The 17,109-nt window shown below is 72.5% G+C and carries 15 protein-coding genes and 1 pseudogene; 11 read left to right on the top strand and 5 right to left on the bottom strand.

The features are described 5' to 3' along the window. Positions 1-396 (top strand): annotated as a pseudogene (locus tag K6I34_RS13965) (primosome assembly protein PriA); the annotation flags it as partial. A gap of 142 nt (positions 397-538) precedes the next feature. Here K6I34_RS13965 and K6I34_RS13960 read toward each other — a convergent pair. Further along, positions 539-1,054: a hypothetical protein gene (locus K6I34_RS13960; RefSeq protein WP_229325842.1), complete on the bottom strand. Its 516-nt coding sequence runs from the start codon at positions 1,052-1,054 to the stop codon at positions 539-541. A 295-nt stretch (positions 1,055-1,349) separates the two neighbouring features. On the opposite strand from K6I34_RS13960, the gene fmt reads away from it, so the two are divergent. The 4 genes from fmt to K6I34_RS13940 all read left to right on the top strand — a co-directional run bounded on the left by fmt (position 1,350) and on the right by K6I34_RS13940 (position 5,864). After that, on the top strand, positions 1,350-2,279 hold the full coding sequence (fmt, locus tag K6I34_RS13955; protein ID WP_229325840.1) for a methionyl-tRNA formyltransferase: 930 nt from the start codon (positions 1,350-1,352) through the stop codon (positions 2,277-2,279). Between the two features lie 165 nt (positions 2,280-2,444). After that, positions 2,445-3,875, top strand: coding sequence for an RsmB/NOP family class I SAM-dependent RNA methyltransferase (locus K6I34_RS13950; protein ID WP_229325838.1), 1,431 nt, complete (start codon positions 2,445-2,447; stop codon positions 3,873-3,875). A gap of 210 nt (positions 3,876-4,085) precedes the next feature. Continuing rightward, entirely contained in the window at positions 4,086-4,757 is a 672-nt protein-coding gene (gene rpe, locus K6I34_RS13945) for a ribulose-phosphate 3-epimerase (protein WP_229325836.1), read from the top strand. Positions 4,758-4,874: 117 nt separating this feature from the next. Next, positions 4,875-5,864, top strand: coding sequence for a sugar-binding transcriptional regulator (locus K6I34_RS13940; protein ID WP_229325845.1), 990 nt, complete (start codon positions 4,875-4,877; stop codon positions 5,862-5,864). An 82-nt stretch (positions 5,865-5,946) separates the two neighbouring features. Here K6I34_RS13940 and mtnB read toward each other — a convergent pair whose 3' ends face one another. The 3 genes from mtnB to K6I34_RS13925 are packed head-to-tail and all read right to left on the bottom strand — an operon-like array spanning position 5,947 to position 7,924. Beyond that, on the bottom strand, positions 5,947-6,555 hold the full coding sequence (gene mtnB / locus K6I34_RS13935; RefSeq protein ID WP_229325843.1) for a methylthioribulose 1-phosphate dehydratase: 609 nt from the start codon (positions 6,553-6,555) through the stop codon (positions 5,947-5,949). A 56-nt stretch (positions 6,556-6,611) separates the two neighbouring features. Then, complete coding sequence (gene mtnC, locus K6I34_RS13930; RefSeq protein ID WP_229325834.1) at positions 6,612-7,334, bottom strand: acireductone synthase; 723 nt, start codon at positions 7,332-7,334, stop codon at positions 6,612-6,614. Beyond that, positions 7,331-7,924 (bottom strand): acireductone dioxygenase, encoded by a 594-nt coding sequence (locus K6I34_RS13925; protein ID WP_229325832.1) that lies wholly within the window; start codon positions 7,922-7,924, stop codon positions 7,331-7,333. Before K6I34_RS13925 ends, mtnC begins: the two co-directional genes overlap by 4 nt. A gap of 231 nt (positions 7,925-8,155) precedes the next feature. Between K6I34_RS13925 and K6I34_RS13920 the strand changes: the two genes are divergently transcribed. From K6I34_RS13920 to K6I34_RS13895, 6 genes are all read left to right on the top strand, one after another. Beyond that, a complete protein-coding gene (locus tag K6I34_RS13920; protein ID WP_229325830.1) occupies positions 8,156-9,328 on the top strand; it encodes a pyridoxal phosphate-dependent aminotransferase in 1,173 nt (390 codons plus the stop codon). A 206-nt stretch (positions 9,329-9,534) separates the two neighbouring features. Beyond that, positions 9,535-10,977 (top strand): GuaB1 family IMP dehydrogenase-related protein, encoded by a 1,443-nt coding sequence (locus K6I34_RS13915; RefSeq protein ID WP_229325828.1) that lies wholly within the window; start codon positions 9,535-9,537, stop codon positions 10,975-10,977. A gap of 418 nt (positions 10,978-11,395) precedes the next feature. Continuing rightward, entirely contained in the window at positions 11,396-12,880 is a 1,485-nt protein-coding gene (locus K6I34_RS13910) for an amino acid permease (RefSeq protein ID WP_229325826.1), read from the top strand. A 10-nt stretch (positions 12,881-12,890) separates the two neighbouring features. Beyond that, positions 12,891-13,346 carry an Lrp/AsnC family transcriptional regulator gene (locus K6I34_RS13905; RefSeq protein WP_229325824.1) on the top strand — a complete coding sequence of 152 codons (456 nt, stop codon included), beginning with the start codon at positions 12,891-12,893 and terminating at the stop codon, positions 13,344-13,346. A 247-nt stretch (positions 13,347-13,593) separates the two neighbouring features. Beyond that, a complete protein-coding gene (locus K6I34_RS13900) occupies positions 13,594-14,397 on the top strand; it encodes a carbon-nitrogen hydrolase family protein (RefSeq protein WP_229325822.1) in 804 nt (267 codons plus the stop codon). Between the two features lie 61 nt (positions 14,398-14,458). Beyond that, positions 14,459-16,159 carry an NAD(P)/FAD-dependent oxidoreductase gene (locus tag K6I34_RS13895; RefSeq protein WP_229325819.1) on the top strand — a complete coding sequence of 567 codons (1,701 nt, stop codon included), beginning with the start codon at positions 14,459-14,461 and terminating at the stop codon, positions 16,157-16,159. Positions 16,160-16,353: 194 nt separating this feature from the next. Here the strand turns inward: K6I34_RS13895 and K6I34_RS13890 are convergent, their stop codons facing one another. Then, entirely contained in the window at positions 16,354-17,043 is a 690-nt protein-coding gene (locus K6I34_RS13890) for a DUF5995 family protein (protein WP_229325817.1), read from the bottom strand. Positions 17,044-17,109 lie beyond the last annotated feature (66 nt).

Genomic DNA, 17,109 nt, shown 5'->3' with positions numbered 1-17,109 from the left:
ACGCTGCGGCCCGTGCAGGCACTGGTCCGCTGGGATCCGGCCGGGCACGCGGTCCGCGAGCTCGCGGACCGCGCGGAGCTGGGCTTCCCGCCGGTGTCCCGGATGGCGGCGGTCAGCGGTCCCCCGGAGGCCGTCGCGGACCTGATCGCGTCGAGCGAGCTGCCCGCCGGTGCCGAGGTGCTCGGACCGGTGCCGCTGCCGACGGCCCCGCCCGGACGCCCGCGCCGGGCCGGTGACCCCCCGCCGGGGGAGCAGTGGGAGCGCGCACTGGTGCGGGTGCGCCCCGGGCAGGGCGGGGAGCTGGCGGCGGCGCTCAAGAGGGGCCGGGCGGCCCGGCTGGCCCGCCGCGACGGCGAGCCGGTGCGGCTGCGCATCGACCCGCCGGACATCGGCTGAGGTGCGACATGGGCGACATACGCAACGTCCGTGACGTCCGTACGTCCGTGACGTCCGTACGTCCGTGACGTCCGTACGTCCGTGACGTCCGTACGTCCGTGATGTACGGACGGACGCTGACGGGCCGCCGGGCAGCGGCCGTTCAGCCGTTGCGCGGGCCGGGGAAGGCGGGCGGCCGCGGCTCGTCGCGGTGCGCGGCGGTCTGGCCCTGGAGCTGGCCCGGCACCGTCCTGGCCGCCGGGACCACCGGCACGGCCGACGGCTCGGCCGTGCGCACCGCCTCCGCGCTCTCCGCCGCCGTCTGCCCGGCGGAGCGGCGCGCGCCGTAACGCCGGTGCACCGCCTGCTTGGTGACGCCCAGTGCCGAACCGACCGCGTCCCACGAGAAGCCGAGCGAGCGGTCGAAGTCCACCGCGGCTGTCACCAGCGTCTCGACGCTGTCCCGCAGCTCCTGGGCCAGCCGGACGGTCGGCGCGGGAGCCCGCCCGTAGACGACGAAGCCGGCGGACGGGCCGGTGCGCCGCGGGCGGTAGACATTGCCCAGCTGAGCGGTGAGGGTGCGCAGGGCGTCCACCTGCCTGCGGACCCGCTCGATGTCCCGGACCAGAAGATGCAGGCTGGCCCGTGCCTGGGCGTCGTGGGTTGCGTGGTCGGCCATGAAGAAGCCTCTCGGACCGGCGGGGTAAAAGGACTAAAAAAGGGCGAGAGTTGACAACCAACGGAAGCGGGCCGCGACAGCGGCCCGACCAGGTCAATCTCTCTTGACCACAACGCGCCACCGCCCGCCGGGTCACGGTATGGGGGCGCACATCCTCCGGAATGGGGCGCGTGAAGGGCCGCACGCCCCCTGAAGGCCGGGCCCCCTAGACTGGTTGGCTGTTCCCTTCGGCCGTTCCCTTCCGACTCCTTCGGTTCGGCTGCTCCGGTGTCCCAGGAGAGGTAGTCCGCCACCCATGAAGCTGGTCTTCGCCGGTACCCCCGAGGTCGCCGTCCCCGCCCTCGACGCCCTGCTCGCCTCCGGCCGCCACGAGGTGGCCGCCGTGGTGACCCGGCCCGACGCCCCCGCCGGGCGCGGCCGCAGGCTCGTCGCCAGCCCGGTCGCCGAGCGTGCCGAGGAGGCGGGCATCGAGGTGCTCAAGCCCGCCCGCCCGCGCGATGCGGAGTTCCTCGCCCGGCTGCGCGAGATCGCGCCCGACGCCTGCCCCGTCGTCGCCTACGGCGCCCTGCTGCCCAAGGCCGCGCTGGAGATCCCCAAGCACGGCTGGGTCAACCTCCACTTCTCGCTGCTGCCCGCGTGGCGCGGTGCCGCCCCCGTCCAGCACGCGATCCTCGCGGGCGACGAGGTCACCGGCGCCTCGACGTTCCTGATCGAGGAGGGCCTGGACTCCGGCCCCGTCTTCGGCGTGCTCACCGAGCAGATCCGGCCCACGGACACCAGTGGCGACCTGCTGACCCGGCTCGCCTTCGCGGGTGCCGGGCTGCTCACGGCCACCATGGACGGCATCGAGGACGGCACCCTCCAGGCCGTGCCCCAGCCCGCCGAGGGCATCTCCCTCGCCCCGAAGATCCAGGTCGAGGACGCCCGGCTGGACTGGGCCGCGCCCGCGCTGCGCGTCGACCGGGTGGTACGCGGCTGCGCGCCCGCGCCCGGCGCCTGGACCGTCTTCCGCGGGGAGCGCCTCAAGGTGATGTCCGTGGCGCTCGCCCCCGACCGCACCGACCTCGCCCCGGGGCAGATCGCCGCCGCGAAGAACTCCGTGCACGTGGGCACCGGTTCGCACGCGGTGCAGCTGCTGTGGGTGCAGCCGCAGGGCAAGAAGCCGATGGCTGCCGCCGACTGGGCGCGTGGGGTGCGTATCGCCGAGGGCGAGCGGGTCGGGTAGTCGCCGTCGCGCCTATGGGGGTGCCTCGTGGGGTTGGTGTGCGGCTGCGGGTCGTCCGTGGCTGGTCGCGCCCACGCGGCGGAGCCGCATCATGTCACAGCCCCGCGCCCCTTACGGGGCGCGTAGGCTGGGGGTTTCAGTACCCCAGCACCCGGAGCACCTTTCGTGAACGATCAGGCCCGCCGCCCCGCACGACCGCACCGCCGTCCCAAGAAGGACCCGGTCCGGATCCTGGCCTTCGAGGCACTGCGGGCCGTCGACGAGCGGGACGCCTACGCGAATCTCGTGCTGCCGCCGCTGCTGCGCAAGGCCCGCGAGAAGGGCCGGGAGAAGGGCGGCATCGACGCGCGCGACGCCGCGCTCGCCACCGAGCTCGTCTACGGCACGCTGCGTCGCCAGGGGACGTACGACGCGATCATCGCCGCCTGCATCGACCGGCCGCTGCGCGAGGTCGACCCGCCGGTGCTGGACGTGCTCGGCCTGGGCGCGCACCAGCTGCTCGGTACGCGCATCCCGCCGCACGCCGCCGTGTCGGCCAGCGTCGAGCTGGCGCGGGTCGTGCTCGGTGACGGCCGCGCCAAGTTCGTCAACGCCGTCCTGCGGCGGATCGCGGCCCACGACTTCGACGAGTGGCTGGAGAAGGTCGCCCCGCCCTACGAGGACGACCCCGAGGACCACCTCGCCGTCGTGCACGCGCACCCGCGCTGGGTCGTCTCCGCGCTGTGGGACGCGCTCGGCGGCGGCCGCGCCGGCATCGAGGACCTGCTGGAGGCCGACAACGAACGGCCCGAGGTCACCCTGGTCGCCCGCCCCGGGCGGGCCACCACCGAGGAACTGCTGGCCGCGGCCGGCCCGGAGGCGCTGCCCGGCCGCTGGTCGCCGTACGCGGTACGGCTCGCCGAGGGTGGCGAGCCGGGCGCCCTGGACCCCGTGCGCGAGGGCCGGGCGGGCGTCCAGGACGAGGGCAGCCAGCTGGTCGCCCTCGCCCTCGCGAACGCCCCGCTGGACGGCCCGGACGCGCGCTGGCTGGACGGCTGCGCGGGCCCCGGCGGCAAGGCGGCGCTGCTCGGCGCGCTGGCCGCGCAGCGCGGTGCCGCGCTGCTGGCCTCCGAGAAGCAGCCGCACCGCGCGCGCCTGGTGGAGCGCGCGCTGGCCGGCAACCCCGGCCCGTACCAGGTCATCACCGCCGACGGTACGCGTCCGCCGTGGCGCGAGGGCTCCTTCGACCGCGTCCTCGTCGACGTGCCCTGCAGCGGCCTGGGCGCTCTGCGCCGCCGCCCCGAGGCACGCTGGCGCCGCCGCCCCGAGGACATCGCCGGTTTCGCCCCGCTCCAGCGGGAGCTGCTGCGCCAGGCGCTGCGGGCCGCGCGGGTCGGGGGCGTCGTCGGGTACGCGACGTGCTCGCCGCATCCGGCGGAGACGCGGGCGGTCGTGGACGACGTGCTGAAGCGGAGCGATGTGACGGCGGAGTGGATCGATGCGAGGCCGCTTCTCGGGGATGTGCCGGGGCTGGGGGACGGGCCGGATGTGCAGCTGTGGCCGCATCTGCACGGCACGGATGCGATGTATCTGGCCCTGCTGAGGCGCACCGCCTGACGTTCGGGGAACCCACCGGGGGCTGCCGCCCCCGGACCCCCGCGGCCTACGGGGGTGCCTCTTGCGCCCGGCGCGCGGCTGCCAGCCGTGCGTGACTGGCCGCGCAGTTCCCCGCGCCCCTTACGGGGCCCGGTGCCCTGTCCCCGGGAGCGCCTCTCCCACGGTTCCCCCGGGCGTTGGCTCGCGGCAGCGACGTGGCACGCTAGAGGCATGCCCGCGCAGATCAACCCCAGCATCCTGTCCGCCGACTTCGCCCGGCTCGCCGACGAGGCCCAGGCGGTCAAGGGAGCCGACTGGCTCCACGTCGACGTGATGGACAACCACTTCGTCCCCAACCTCACGCTCGGCGTGCCGGTGGTGGAGTCGCTCAGCGGGGCGACGGACACCCCGCTGGACTGCCACCTGATGATCGAGGACCCGGACCGCTGGGCGCCGCAGTACGTCGAGGCGGGCGCGGGCTCGGTGACCTTCCATGTGGAGGCGGCCGCCGCGCCGGTGCGGCTGGCGCGGGAGATCCGGGCCAAGGGCGCCCGCGCGTCGATGGCGCTGAGGCCCGCGACGCCCATCGAGCCGTTCGAGGACCTGCTCCCCGAGCTGGACATGCTGCTGATCATGACGGTGGAGCCCGGCTTCGGTGGCCAGGCCTTCCTCGACATCATGCTGCCCAAGATCCGCCGCGCCCGTAAGCTGATCGACAAGCACGGTCTGGACCTGTGGCTCCAGGTCGACGGCGGGGTGTCGGAGCGGACGATCGAGCGGTGCGCCGAGGCGGGCGCGGACGTCTTCGTGGCGGGCTCCGCCGTCTATGGTGCCGAGGACCCCGCCGCCGCCGTACGCTCGCTGCGGGCGCAGGCGGAGCAGATCCGGGCCTGCGCGCACTGACGCAGCCCAGGGCCTGATCAAAGGACCGCCGTTTCTGACAGGATGACGGCCTACGTCCACAAGCGCGAACACAGGAGTGAGGAGACCGTGGTGTCGACGGGCCGTTCAGCCACGCCGATGGGACCGGCCGAGCTGGTGCAGGCGGCGGCCATGGCTCGCCGCTTCTATCTCGAGGGCAAGTCGAAGATCCAGATCGCCGAGGAGTTCGGCGTGAGCCGCTTCAAGGTGGCCCGGGTCCTGGAGACGGCCCTGGAGCGGGATCTGGTGCGCATCGAGATCCGTGTGCCCGCCGAGCTGGACGCGGAGCGCTCCGACGCGCTGCGCGCCCGCTACGGCCTGCGGCACGCCGTCGTCGTGGAGTCCCCGGCCGACGCCGCGGACGACGCGCCGGACCCGGAGAACCTCGGTGAGGTGGCCGCCGACCTGCTCGGTGAGCTCGTGCACGAGGGTGACGTCCTGGGCTTGGCCTGGGGCCGCTCCACCATCCACATGGCCGCGGCCCTGCACCGGCTGCCGCCCTGCACGGTCGTGCAGCTGACCGGCGTCTACGACGCGGGCACCGCCGAGCGCGGCTCGGTGGAGGCCGTGCGCCGCGCGGCCCAGGTGTCCGGGGGCGAGGCCCACCCCATCTACGCGCCGATGCTGCTCCCCGACTCGGCCACCGCGGCGGCGCTGCGCGGCCAGACCGGCATCGCGCGGGCGTTCGACTATTTCGACAAGGTCACGGTGGCCGCCGTGTCCATCGGCTCCTGGGCGCCGGGCATCTCGACCGTCTACGACATGCTGGGCGAGGACGAGCGCGAGCACTACGCGTCGCTCGGCGCCGCGGCGGAGATGTCCGCGCACCTCTTCGACGCCGAGGGTCGCCGTATCGGCCGTGACCTGGGCGAGCGCTGCATCACGGTCGAGGCGGACCGCCTCCGGCGCATACCGGAGGTCGTCGCGATCGCGGGTGGCCTGCGGAAGGCCGCGGCGATCGGGGCGGTGCTGCGGTCGGGTCTGGTCACGAGCCTGGTGACGGATACGGCGGCGGCGGATTTCCTCCTGCACGAGACGGGCCCCGGCCCGCGGCCCGCGTTGGACCGGGCGGATCCGGACGGTAGCTGAGTCAATTCTCCGGGGGCGCCCCGTCAGGGGCGCGGGGAACTGCGCGACCAGCCCCCCACCGGCCCGCAGACGCGCACCGGGCCTACGAGGCACCCCGGAAGGCGGAGCCGGACGCCAGTTCCAGTTCCAGGAGCCACTCCACGACCTCCGTGTGGTGGCGCGCCCGCCGGGGATCGGGTCCCCAGACGTACAGGCCGTGCCCGGCCACCAGGACCGCCGGCATGCGCGGGTCCCGCGCGGCGGCGAGGCGGTCGCCGAGTACGCGCATGTCCTGGCTGTTGGCCACGACCGGGAGGGTGACCTCCTGGTCGTGCGCGGGCTGTCCGAGGCCCTTGAGCATCTCCAGGTCCTTGAAGACGATGCCCTCCGGGTGCCGTCGGCCCATCGCCACCGCCGCGACCGTGTGGACGTGCACGACCGCGCCCGCTCCGGTCAGCCGGACCACGCGGGCGTGCAGGGCGGCCTCCGCGGACGGTCTGCCGCCGTCGACGGCGGCCCCGTCACCGTCCACCACGACCACGTCGGAGGGCGTGAGCTCGCCCTTGTCGAGGCCGCTCGCGGTCACGGCGAGGCGCAGCGGGTCGCGGCCCGTCACGACCGACAGGTTGCCCGCGGTGCCGCGCATCCAGCCGAAGGAGGCGAAGCGGGCGGCCTCCGCGGCCAGTACCGCTCCCGCCTGCTCCACGTCCAGGCCGCTGCCGGCCGTGTCGTCGGGCGTTCCGTCGGCCGTGTCGTCGGCGGTTTCGGTCACGGGGAGCTCCTCCCGGTGGTGATCTCGACGTCGGCGAACGAGCCCGTGGTGGGATGGCCGCCGCCCAGCGCGTGGTACGGCTCGCCGGGACGGCGTACCCCCGCCGTGAGCCAGCCCGCCGCGCGGGCCGCGTCCAGTTCGGCGGGGTGGTCGGAGAGGAAGAGGGCGCGGTCCGGGGCCGTGCCGATGGCGGCGGTGATCGTGCGGTAGGAGGCGGGGGACCGCTTCGGACCGGCGTTTCCCGTGTCGTACAGGCCGTCGACAAGCGGCAGCAGGTCGCCCTCCGCGCTGTGCCCGAACCAGGAGCGCTGGGCGGCCACCGAGCCCGAGGAGTAGACGTGGAGCCGTACGCCGTCCGCGTGCCAGCGGCGCAGCGCGGGCACCACGTCCTCGTAGAAGTGCGAGACCAGCTCGCCCGAGGCGAAGCCCTCGGACCAGACGATGCCCTGGAGGGTCTTCAGGGGGGTCGCCTTGCGGTCCTCGTCCAGCCAGGAGTTCAGGGCCTCCTCGACGCGTGCCGCGTCGGCGCCGGGCTCGCCGAGGAGGTCGCGTACCTGGCCGACGGCCCGCCGGACCTCGGGCTCGTCGGCGCGCTCGGTCAGCAGTGTGCCGAACCGTTTGCGCGAGTACGGGTAGAGCACGTCGACCACGAAGCCCGTGGCGCTCGTGGTGCCCTCGATGTCCAGGACCACGCAGTCCGCGGTGAAGCGCAGGGTCATGCGGCCCGTCCCGGGCGCGCGGCGTGGATCTCGTCGAAGGAGGGGAAGCGGGACGCGATGTCGCTGCCGGTGAAGGTGCCGATCCAGCCGTCCTCCTGATGGAAGAAGCGGATCGCGGTGAAGGAGGGCTCGGTGCCCATGTCGAACCAGTGCGTGGTGCCGCGCGGGACGCCCAGCAGGTCGCCTTTCTCGCAGTGCACGGCGTGCACTTCGCCGTTCACGTGCAGGTAGAACACGCCCGCGCCCGCGACGAAGAAGCGGACCTCGTCGTCATCGTCGTGCGTGTGTTCGGCGAGGAACTTCTCGCGCGCGGCCTTCGCCCTGTCCCGCCAGCCGGGGGTGCCGTCCGGGTGCAGGGCCACCACGTCGACGGTGGCGAAGCCCTCCTCGGCGGTCAGCCGGTCGACCTCGGTGCGATACGCGGTGAGGACGGCCTCGGGACCGGCGCCGGTGGGGACGTCGTCGCGGACCGGCCACCGCTCGTACCGCACACCGGCCGGTGCCAGCGCCGCGGCGACGGCGGAGGGGTCGCAGGTCCGGCGGAGGACGGTCGCCGGTCCGGACTCGGGCCACGTGATCAGCAGCGTCATGGGAGCTCCAGTCATCCGGTCGTCCGGGCGGTTCTCGGATCGTAGTCCTGCCCCGGTGTGCCGAGGAGGGGGAGCGGGCCCGTTGTCACACCGCGTTCACCGGCGCCGGTCCGGTTCGCCCGTGCTCGTTCGTCTGCGCCGGTTCGGGGGTTGGCCGGGAACGCCCGGCCGTCACCCGGCATGATCGTGGAAGCTGGAGTCCGGACCGTTTCTGCCGAGGGAGTAGCGACCATGACCCGAAAGCCCGTCAACAGCCGTCTGGCGGAGTTCGGAACGACCATCTTCGCGGAGATGTCCGCCTTGGCGGTCCGGACCGGCTCGATCAACCTCGGGCAGGGCTTCCCCGACACCGACGGCCCGGAGGAGATCCGGGAGGCGGCCGTCCGCGCGCTGCGCGACGGCCGCGGCAACCAGTACCCGCCGGGCCCGGGCGTGCCCGAGCTGCGCCTCGCCGTCGCCGGCCACCAGCGCGAGCGCTACGCCCTGGACTTCGACCCCGACACCGAGGTCCTGGTCACGGCCGGGGCGACCGAGGCCATCGCCGCGTCCCTGCTGTCCCTGGTCCACCCCGGTGACGAGGTCGTCGCCCTGGAGCCGTACTACGACTCGTACGCCGCGTGCATCGCCATGGCGGGCGGCAAGCGGGTCCCGGTGACGCTCCGCCCGCGGGACGGCGCCTTCCGGCTCGACCTCGACGAGCTGCGGGACGCGATCACGCCCCGCACCCGGGTGCTGCTGATCAACACCCCGCACAATCCGACGGGCGCCGTGCTCCCGCGCGACGAGCTGGCCGCGATCGCGGCACTCGCCGTCGAGCACGACCTGCTCGTCGTCTCCGACGAGGTCTACGAGCACCTCGTCTTCGACGATGCCGAGCACGTCCCGCTCGCCTCCTTCCCCGGGATGCGGGAGCGGACCGTCACCATCGGCTCGGCGGGCAAGACGTTCTCGTTCACCGGCTGGAAGGTGGGCTGGGTCACGGCGTCGGCGCCCCTGGTCGCCGCGGTCCGCTCGGCCAAGCAGTTCCTGACCTTCGTCGCCTCCGGCCCGTTCCAGTACGCGGTCGCGGAGGCCCTGCGCCTGCCCGCGAGCTACTTCGACGGCTTCCGCGCCGACCTGCGGGCCAAGCGCGACCTGCTGGCCACCGGGCTCGCCGAGGCGGGCTTCACCGTCCACCGCCCCGCGGGCACGTATTTCATCACCACCGACATCCGCCCCCTCGGCGAGGACGACGGCTTCGCCTTCTGCCAGGCGCTCCCCGGGCGGGCGGGCGTCGTCGCGATCCCCAACGCCGTCTTCTACGACAACCGGGCCGAGGGCGCGCCGTTCGTCCGCTTCGCCTTCTGCAAGCGGACCGAGGTCCTCCAGGACGCGGTGGACCGTCTCAAGCGGCTCGCCGCGTGAGCGCGCACCCCCGTCCGTCCCATCTGTTCGAAAGCACAGACGGGGGTGCCCGGCCCTGGGGGAAGCCATGAGAATCGGCCTCCGGTTCGTCGGTTCGCGGGAGCATCATGGATGATGGGTCCAGGAACCTCAGCCCGATCCGGCGGTTGGTTCGGTGCTGACTCCCCACCCGCTTTGTACTCAAAACCGCAGGTGAGAGAGCCAGTATGCGTTTCCTCAACGACCAGAAGCCGTCGTACGACCTGACGTACGACGACGTGTTCATGGTGCCCAGCCGCTCCGCGGTCGGCTCCCGGCAGGGTGTGGACCTCAGCTCCACCGACGGGACCGGGACCACCATCCCCCTCGTGGTCGCCAACATGACCGCCATCGCCGGCCGCCGCATGGCCGAGACGGTCGCCCGCCGCGGCGGCATCGTCGTCATCCCCCAGGACATCCCGATCGAGGTCGTCGCCGAGGTCATCTCCTGGGTCAAGGGCCGGCACCTCGTGCTCGACACGCCCATCGTCCTCGCGCCCACCCAGACCGTCGCCGACGCGCTGGCGCTGCTGCCCAAGCGCGCCCACGGCGCCGGTGTCGTCGTCGACGACGAGCGCCGCCCGGTCGGCGTCGTCACCGAGCACGACCTGACCGGCGTGGACCGCTTCACCCAGCTGTCCGAGGTCATGTCCACGGAGCTGCTGCTCCTCGACGCCGACATGGACCCGCGCGAGGCGTTCAACCAGCTCGACGCCGCGCACCGCAAGCTCGCCCCCGCCGTCGACGCGGACGGCCGGCTGGCGGGCATCCTGACCCGCAAGGGCGCGCTGCGCGCGACGCTCTACACCCCGGCCACCGACAAGGACGGCAAGCTGCGCGTCGCCGCCGCCGTCGGCATCAACGGCGACGTGGCGGGCAAGGCCAAGGCCCTGCTGGAGGCCGGTGCCGACACCATCGTCGTGGACACCGCGCACGGCCACCAGGAAGGCATGATCGCCGCGGTCAAGGCCGTCCGCGGTCTGGACCCGCAGGTCCCGATCGTCGCGGGCAACATCGTCGCCGCCGAGGGCGTGCGCGACCTCATCGAGGCGGGCGCCGACATCATCAAGGTCGGCGTGGGTCCGGGCGCCATGTGCACCACCCGCATGATGACCGGCGTGGGCCGTCCGCAGTTCTCCGCCGTCCTGGAGTGCGCCGCCGAGGCGAAGAAGTACGGCAAGCACGTCTGGGCCGACGGTGGTGTCCGTCACCCGCGCGACGTCGCCATGGCGCTCGCCGCCGGTGCCTCCAACGTCATGATCGGCTCCTGGTTCGCCGGGACGTACGAGTCCCCGGGCGACCTCCAGCAGACCGCCGACGGCCGTCTGTACAAGGAGAGCTTCGGCATGGCCTCGGCCCGCGCCGTGCGTAACCGCACCAGCGACGAGTCGGCCTACGACCGGGCCCGCAAGGCCCTCTTCGAGGAGGGCATCTCCACCTCGAAGATGTTCCTCGACCCGACCCGCCCGGGCGTCGAGGACCTGATCGACTCGATCATCGCGGGCGTCCGCAGCTCCTGCACCTACGCGGGCGCGGGCTCCCTGGAGGAGTTCCACGAGCGGGCCGTCGTCGGCGTCCAGAGCGCCGCGGGCTACGCCGAGGGCAAGCCGCTGCACGCCAGCTGGCAGTGAGCGGTCGTCGCTCAGTGCTGAAGTACTGAGCGGTAATCCGCAGTACGCGATCCCTTGAGGGGCGCGGTTCCGGTTCTCCGGGCCGCGCCCCTTTCGCATGCCCTGATGGCCCTCGGATCTCATTCCGGTCTCGGGCTCCGGGCCTTTGTTGACTCCTACATGTACCGATTCGTAAGGTGACATGCAACGAACGTCCGTTCTTGGCACGCAGACGCAATGATCGTGCGGGCATGCGCAAGAATGGTGCATTCCGAGCGTGGGGCCCCAGCTCATAGGGTCCTCCGCAGTACGTGGAGTGGCGGGTACCGCTTCTCGCGGTCCCCCGCATCTACCCGGGTTGCTCACCCCCCGACGCACCCGCGGGCGGCCGCTGCGGTCTCCGGTCTCCACCGGTAAGCGACGAAACGGAGCGACCTCAGTGTTGGACCACGGCACAGCGCCTGCGCCCACCGAGCAGTCCCCCCTGCCGCCCGGCGGCCACGGCACCGGCATCATGCGGCGGAAGCCGGTCGAACGCCTGGTCGCCGAAGGCGGCCAGGGCGAGGGCGGCTCGCTCCGCCGCTCGCTCGGCATGTGGCAGCTGACGATGATCAGCATCGGCGCGACCCTCGGCACCGGCATCTTCGTGGTGCTCGGCGAAGCGGTGCCCAAGGCGGGCCCCGCCGTCATCGTGTCGTTCGTCATCGCGGGCATCACCGCCCTGTTCTCGGCGCTGTCCTACGCGGAGCTCGCGGGCACCATCCCGGTCTCCGGCTCCTCGTACTCCTACGCCTACGCCACCCTCGGCGAGCTCGTCGCCTGGGTCTGCGGCTGGTGTCTGATCCTGGAGTACGGCGTCTCGGTCGCGGCCGTCGCCGTCGGCTGGGGGCAGTACCTCAACGAGCTGCTCGACGGCACGATCGGCGTGACGATCCCCGCCTCCCTGGCGAACCCGCCCGGCGACGGCGGCGTCTTCAACCTGCCCGCCCTGCTCGTCGTACTGCTGTGCATGGCCTTCCTGCTGGGCGGCGCCAAGGAGAGTGCCCGCGCCAACACGATCATGGTCGTGGTGAAGATCGCCGCGCTGCTGCTCTTCTGCGGTGTCGCCTTCCAGGGCGTCAAGGCGGGCAACTACGCCCCCTTCATGCCGCTGGGCATCGCGGGCCTGAGCTCCGCGGGCGCCTCGCTCTTCTTCTCCTACATCGGCTTCGACGCCGCCTCCACCGCAGGCGAGGAGGCCAAGGACGCCCAGCGCGACCTGCCCCGCGCGATCATGCTCTCGCTGATCATCGTCACCGCGCTCTACTGCCTGGTCGCGGCCGTCGCCGTGGGCGCCATGCCGTGGCAGAAGTTCGAGGGCAGCGAGGCCGCGCTCGCCGGGATCATGAAGGACGTGACCGGCCAGGGCTTCTGGGCCGTGCTGCTCGCGGCCGGTGCCGTCATCGCCATCGCCAGCGTCGTGCTGACCGTGCTCTACGGCCAGACCCGCATCCTCTTCGCGATGTCCCGCGACGGCCTGGTGCCCAAGATCTTCTCCAAGGTCGACCCCAAGAGCGGCACCCCCCGCGCCAACACGATCATCGTCTCGGCCTTCTGCGGCATCCTCGCCGCCGCCGTGCCGCTCGGCCAGCTCGCCGACGCCACCAGCATCGGCACGCTCTTCGCCTTCGCCCTGGTCAACATCGCGGTCATCGTGCTGCGCCGGACCCGCCCCGCCATGCACCGCACCTTCCGGGTGCCGCTCAGCCCGCTCTTCCCGGCCATCGGCTTCCTCCTGTGCATCTACATGATGGGCAGCCTGGACCCCGTCACCTGGATGGTCTTCGGTGTCTGGATGGCCGTCGGGCTCGTGATCTACTTCGGGTACGGGAAGAACCGCTCGCGGCTCGCCCGGGAAGATGTGCAGGTACCCCTAGAGAAGTGATTTCCCCGCAGTGCGACTGAACGATCTCGACGAACGCATCGTCCACGCCCTCGCCGAGGACGCCCGACGCTCCTACGCCGACATCGGCACCGAGGTCGGCCTCTCCGCGCCCGCCGTCAAGCGCCGCGTGGACAAGCTCCGCGCCGAGGGCGCCATCACCGGGTTCACCGTCCGGGTGGACCCGGCGGCGCTCGGCTGGGAGACCGAGGGCTTCATCGAGATCTACTGCCGTCGCAACACCTCGCCCGAGGCCATCCACCGCGGCCTCGCGCGCTACCCCGAAGTGGCGTCCGCCTCCACCGTGACCGGTGAGGCGGACGCCATCGTGCAGGTCTTCGCCTCCGACATGCGGCACTTCGAGCGGGTCCTGGAGCGGATTGCGGGGGAGCCGTTCGTGGAACGGACGAAGTCCGTTCTTGTTCTTTCGCCGCTTCTGCGGCGTTTCACTTCCGGGGCGCCTTCCTGAGGCCCCGGTGCCCGCCTAATGGGGTGCCTCTTGCGCTTTGCGCGCGGCTGCGGGTGCGTTTCGGCTGGTCGCGCAGTTCCCCGCGCCCCTTTCAGGGGCCGGTGCGCAACGAATCGTTGTTTGCGTCCCGTAACGCGCAACGAATGATGCGTCGATGCGCAACAGAGGTGCCTTGTCCGTCGGAGTTACCGGCCCGTACCGTCAAGGCGTCTTAACGGAACCCCTCGATCAGGTGAAGAGAGGTCGCATGACGCCGCCGCTGCGCATCGCGCTGTACCAGGGCCCTCCTGGCGTTCCCTCCTCCACCGGTGAGACCCTCGACGCCCTCGCGGGCGCCGCCCGCAGGGCCGCCGGAGCCGGTGCCCGGCTGCTGCTCACCAACGAGCTCTACCTGACCGGCTACGCCCTCGGCGCCGACGTCGTCGGCCGCGCGGAGGCGGCCGACGGACCGGGCGCGTCCGCGGTCGCCGCGATCGCCGACGAGTGCGGCCTGGCCATCGGCTACGGCTACCCCGAGCGCGACGGCACCGCCGTCCACAACTCCTTCCAGCTCATCGCGCCGGACGGGGCCCGCCTCGCCCACTACCGCAAGACCCACCTCTTCGGGGACTTCGAAGGCGCGTACTTCACCCCCGGCGACGAGGCCGTCGTGCAGGCCGACTTCGACGGCGTCCGCCTCGGCGTGCTGATCTGCTACGACGTCGAGTTCCCGGAGACCGTCCGCGCCCACGCCCTCGCGGGCACCGAGCTGCTGCTCGTCCCGACCGCGCTGATGCGCCCGTACGAGATCGTCCCGCAGACGATCGTCCCGGCCCGCGCCTGGGAGAGCCAGCTCTACATCGCCTACGCCAACCGCTGCGGCACCGAGGGCGAGTTCACCTTCGCCGGCCTCAGCTGCCTCGCCGCCCCCGACGGCACCGTACGGGCGCGGGCGGGCGCGGGCGAGGACCTGATCATCGCGGACGTGGACCCCGCGCTGCTCAAGGCGTCCCGCGCCGAGAACACCTACCTGAACGACCGCCGTCCGGAGCTGTACGGCGCGCTCGGCTGACACAGCCGAAGCAGTACACCCCCCACTGTTCCCCCCTTTTTCCCGCAGGAGAGTTCAGCCGATGACGTCCATGGTGCCCAACGCCGCCCACGACGAGCCGTCGCAGCCGGCCCTCCCGCCGATCACCATGGTCGGTCCGGACTTCCCCTTCCCGTACGACGACTACCTCGCCCACCCGGCGGGTCTCGGGCAGATACCCGCGACCGAGCACGGCACCGAGGTCGCGGTCATCGGTGGTGGCCTCTCCGGCATCATCACCGCCTACGAGCTGATGAAGATGGGCCTCAAGCCCGTCGTCTACGAGGCCGATCGGATCGGCGGGCGGCTGCGCACCGTCGGCTTCGAGGGCTGCGACCCCTCGCTGACCGCCGAGATGGGCGCGATGCGCTTCCCCCCGAGCTCCACCGCCCTCCAGTACTACATCGACCTGGTGGGCCTGGAGACCAAGGCGTTCCCCAACCCGCTGGCCCCCGACACCCCGTCGACCGTCGTCGACCTCAAGGGCGAGTCGCACTACGCGCAGACCATCGACGACCTGCCGCCGGTCTACCGCGAGGTCGCGGACGCGTGGAACGCCTGCCTGGAGGAGGGCGCCGACTTCTCCGACATGAACCGCGCCCTGCGCGAGCGCGACGTGCCGCGCATCCGCGAGATCTGGGCGAAGCTCGTGGAGAAGCTCGACAACCAGACCTTCTACGGCTTCCTCTGCGAGTCCACCGCCTTCAAGTCCTTCCGCCACCGCGAGATCTTCGGCCAGGTCGGCTTCGGCACCGGCGGCTGGGACACCGACTTCCCCAACTCCATCCTGGAGATCCTGCGCGTCGTCTACACCGAGGCGGACGACCACCACCGCGGCATCGTCGGGGGCAGCCAGCAGCTCCCGGTGCGCCTGTGGGAGCGCGAGCCGGAGAAGATCGTGCACTGGGCGCCCGGCACCTCGCTGTCCTCCCTGCACGACGGCGACCCGCGCCCGGCCGTCACCCGGCTGCACCGCACGGCGGGCAACCACATCACGGTGACCGACGCGACCGGTGACATCCGCACGTACAAGGCGGCCGTCTTCACCGCCCAGTCCTGGATGCTGCTGTCGAAGATCGCCTGTGACGACGCGCTCTTCCCCATCGACCATTGGACGGCGATGGAGCGCACCCACTACATGGAGTCCTCCAAGCTGTTCGTGCCGGTCGACCGGCCGTTCTGGCTGGACAAGGACGAGGACACCGGGCGTGACGTCATGTCGATGACGCTGACGGACCGGATGACGCGCGGTACGTATCTGCTCGACAACGGCCCGAACCAGCCGGCCGTGATCTGCCTCTCCTACACCTGGTGCGACGACAGCCTCAAGTGGCTGCCGCTGTCCGCGAACGAGCGGATGGAGGTCATGCTGAAGTCGCTCGGCGAGATCTACCCCAAGGTCGACATCAGGAAGCACATCATCGGCAACCCGGTGACCGTCTCCTGGGAGAACGAGCCCTACTTCATGGGCGCGTTCAAGGCCAACCTGCCGGGCCACTACCGCTACCAGCGGCGCCTGTTCACCCACTTCATGCAGGACCTCCTGCCGGAGGACAAGCGCGGCCTGTTCCTCGCGGGCGACGACATCTCCTGGACGGCGGGCTGGGCGGAGGGTGCCGTGCAGACGGCGCTCAACGCGGTGTGGGGCGTCATGCATCAGTTCGGCGGCGCGACGGATGCCACGAATCCGGGGCCGGGCGATCTGTACGACGAGCTGGCGCCGGTCGAACTGCCGGAGGACTGACGCGCGCCGGGGTTCTCGCCGTCTCCTGGGGGCTCCGCCCCCAGGCCCCCGTGCCTACTGGGCTGCCTCTTGCGCTTGGCAGCGCGGCTGACGGGTCCGGTGGGGGCTTGTCGCGCAGTTCCCCGCGCCCCTGATGGGGTGCGGTCGCTGTATGCCCCTCCCCCCGGTTGTGGGCATGCGTTCCGCTAGGTGGGTCACCCCAAAGGGGTCAGGAGGCAGCGGCTCACCAGGCCCACGCCCGAGTCCAGACGTTCCGTCAGGTCCGCTGCCACGTCCGGAAGATCGCGCACTGCCCACAGGCCCCTGAAGGACGCCCACGCGGCGGCCCGCGCCGCCTCCAGGCTCCAGGCGCCCACGAGGTGCACCAGGGGGTCGGCCACGTCCAGCAGGTCCGGCCCCGGGGCCAGTTCCTCCCGGACCCGCTCCTCCAGGGTGACGAGGAGCTCGCCGACGCGGTCGAAGTCGCCTTCCAGGGCGTGCGGTTCGAGAGCGAGGGCCCGGCACGTCTCGGCCAGGGCGAGCGGCAGGTCGTGGCCGATGTGCGCGTTGATGCCCGCCAGGGCGAACTGGAGCGGGCGGATGCCGGGGTGCCCCCGGAGCTGGAGGAGGGGGCGCCAGCACGCGGGGGCCCGGCGCCCGGCGGCCGCCCCGTCGACGGCGGTCAGATAGCGCGCGGCGAACCGTACGTCGAGCTCCGTCGCCGTCGCCCGGTCCGCGAACGCCCCGGCCGCGGCGCGGCGGCCGATCTCCTCGGTGACCGTGAGGTAGACCCGGTTGAAGACCGCGACCCCGTCGCGCGGGGGCAGGGTCCGCGCCAGCGAGCGCATCCGGGCCACGACGCCCTCGATACCGGTGGGCGTCGCCCGTACCCCTGCCGTCGTCATGCGCACACAGTGGCACGGGCCTGCGCGGCGCGGGGCGCGGGCGGCGGGGGATGACCGGAACGGATG

This window comes from Streptomyces sp. UNOC14_S4 (assembly GCF_020740835.1).
GTDB lineage: Bacteria > Actinomycetota > Actinomycetes > Streptomycetales > Streptomycetaceae > Streptomyces.
Note: the sequence above shows the minus strand (reverse complement) of the source record. Positions and strands in the feature narration are given on the sequence as shown.